General features: G+C 61.9%; 3 protein-coding genes. All 3 read right to left on the reverse strand.

Annotation, left to right across the window (positions count from 1 at the left end; all coding sequences use genetic code 11):
* Positions 1 to 44 precede the first annotated feature (44 nt).
* Positions 45 to 656: a YigZ family protein gene (locus A6D6_RS21490; RefSeq protein WP_133492596.1), complete on the reverse strand. Its 612-nt coding sequence runs from the start codon at positions 654 to 656 to the stop codon at positions 45 to 47.
* Positions 657 to 857: 201 nt separating this feature from the next.
* Entirely contained in the window at positions 858 to 1,832 is a 975-nt protein-coding gene (locus A6D6_RS21495; RefSeq protein ID WP_159661840.1) for a quinone oxidoreductase family protein, read from the reverse strand.
* A gap of 117 nt (positions 1,833 to 1,949) precedes the next feature.
* Positions 1,950 to 2,405 carry an REP-associated tyrosine transposase gene (locus A6D6_RS21500; RefSeq protein WP_159661841.1) on the reverse strand — a complete coding sequence of 152 codons (456 nt, stop codon included), beginning with the start codon at positions 2,403 to 2,405 and terminating at the stop codon, positions 1,950 to 1,952.
* Between the last annotated feature and the right edge of the window lie 132 nt (positions 2,406 to 2,537).

The raw sequence follows: 2,537 nt of genomic DNA on the forward strand, positions 1-2,537 counted from the left end.
CACACTCCGTGGGAGACCAGCTTGCTGGCGATGATTCCATCTCCCTACAACTTCCCGATGGCAAATCCATGCGCGGCGCAGAATGCCCGCAGATCCGCCATCGCCCGATCCGGCAGACAAATGTGGGCGATCACTCTTTCACCGTACTGAATATCCACCAGTTCGGCCTCATGCTGACCGCACCAGTGGCGCAGGGGCTGCTCGCCGGAGAAATCCAGACTCACGGTGACCTCGCTGGTGGGCGCCTGCTCGATCACCTCCATGGCCGCCAGCACCGCTTCCGCCGCGGCGGAATAGGCCCGCACCAGACCGCCGGCGCCCAGCTTGACGCCACCGAAGTAGCGGATCACCACCACCATGGCATCGCCCACACCTTTGTGCCGCAGCACGTTGAGAATTGGCCGCCCGGCGGTGCCGGAGGGCTCGCCGTCGTCGTTGGCGGCGCCTTGGGCGGAGGAAGGCGGCCCAATCAGCCAGGCGTAACAGTGATGGGTGGCGTCCGGGTAGCGTTCACGGGCTTCCGCCAGCACCGCCTGCGCCGCCGCCCGGTTGTTGACCGGCCGGAGCCAGGCGATGAAGCGGCTTTTGTTGATTTCGATCTCCCGATCCACTGCCGCGGCGGGGACCGGATAAGGGGTGGGGGCGGGTTCCGTCATGGCGGCATTGTACGGGGTCCCGGTCTTTGTGTCCGGCCTCTTCCCTGTTACCCCACGGTTGTGAACAGCCTGCTTCGCCTGTTCACTGCCGAGGCAGCTTCCCACAACAGGGGCTACGAAGCCGCTGTGGGAAGCTGCCTTGGCAGCGAACAGACGCGAAGGCATGTCACTATACGATTGATGGATGCAGTGGCCCTGAGACTACACCTTCAACGCCACCGCGCCACTGGTGAGGCGATCCTCCATGTCCTGGTGTGCCTGGCCGATCTGCTCGAACGGGTACACGCGCGGCGGCTCCGGTGTCAGCACGCCGTTTTTCAGGGCCTCGAAGAAGGCGGCGGCGGTGGCGTCCCGCACTTTCGGGTCGCGGGTGTAATGGCCGCGCATGGGGCGCACCACGGTGTTGGAGCCGCGCGCCAGCAGCGACACCGGCATCGGGTCCACCGGGCCGGAGGACTGGCCGAAGTTCACCAGATGGCCCAGCGGCGCCAGGCAGTCCAAGGACTTGTAAAAGGTATCCTTGCCGACGGAATCGTAGGCCACCGCCACGCCCTCTCCGTTGGTAATGGCGTTGACTCTTGCGACGATGTCCTCGTCGCGGTAGAGGATCACATGGTCGCAACCCCGGGCGCGTACCAGTTCCGCTTTTTCCTCACTGCCGACAGTGCCGATCACCCTGGCACCCATGTGGTGTGCCCACTGCACCAGCAATTGCCCGACACCGCCGGCGGCGGACTGCACCAGGATGGTCTGGCCAGCCTGTAGCGGGAACACCTGGTTCAGCAGGACGTGGGCGGTGGAGCCACGCACCATCATCGAGGCGGCACTGATCTCGTCCACGCCATCAGGGATCTTCACCAAGGTATCGGCGCTGATTCGCCGTTCGTCCGTGTAAGCGCCGTAGTTACCGGACACGTACACCACCCGCTCCCCTACCGCGAAGCCTTCCACGCCCTCACCCACCGCGGTGATTTCTCCGGCGGCTTCCAGGCCGGGGACGCCGGGCAGCGGCAAGGTTTGATACAGACCGGAACGCACATAAATGTCATGAAAATTGACACCGATGGCGGTCTGCTTGATCCGCACTTCCCCGGGGCCAGGGTCGCCCACGTCCACGTCTTCCACCCGCAACACTTCCGGGCCACCCGTTTCGTGCATTACCAAGGCCTTGGCCATTGTTGTTCTCCCGAGTTCGAAAAGAGGTTAACGGTACCCGGGCCATTCGCTTGCAAGCAAGCTCCCCACGGCCTTACTACAACGCTGCTGTGGGAAGCTTGCTTGCAAGCGAAGTCTTTATAGCCAAACCGCATCCCAGAGCGAATAATCGCGCACGGAGCGGACCAGACCTGCTCGTAGAGGATTTGCCACGACGTAACGACACAACGTGACGAGATCATCGTCATTTCTTAGCGCCCGATCGTAAAAGCCCGATTGCCAGAGCATCTCATCGCAGGCGGTAAGAGCACGCCAATTCCGGGTCGTTATTCCTTTGGCCTTGCGTACGGTGGCGGATAAAGTGACGTCATTTTTAAGCCGTAACACCCAATGCACATGGTCCGGCATCACCGCGTAGCATAAGGTTTCCGCGAGATCAGTGCTGGCCTGAAAAGCCCTCACGACACAGCGACCTTTCCATAGCGTATTAAAATGCGGATGTCTGTCATGACATGTCATCCTGATGTGGTAGATCCGCCCGGCTTCGCTATGACGGCCCGCCCTCAGACGATGTGACCGTGCCTTCCCTGGCATGTCGATGCTCCGGTTCTTGATGGGGCCTTGAACTTAGCAAAGTGAGAGCCGGGACATGGATACCGGTCGTCGTGGAAAAAACGCCATTGGACCGACAGCAACCCCGTTCGCTTGCAAGCAAGCTTCCCACAG

This window comes from Alcanivorax xiamenensis (assembly GCF_009846745.1).
GTDB lineage: Bacteria > Pseudomonadota > Gammaproteobacteria > Pseudomonadales > Alcanivoracaceae > Alloalcanivorax > Alloalcanivorax xiamenensis.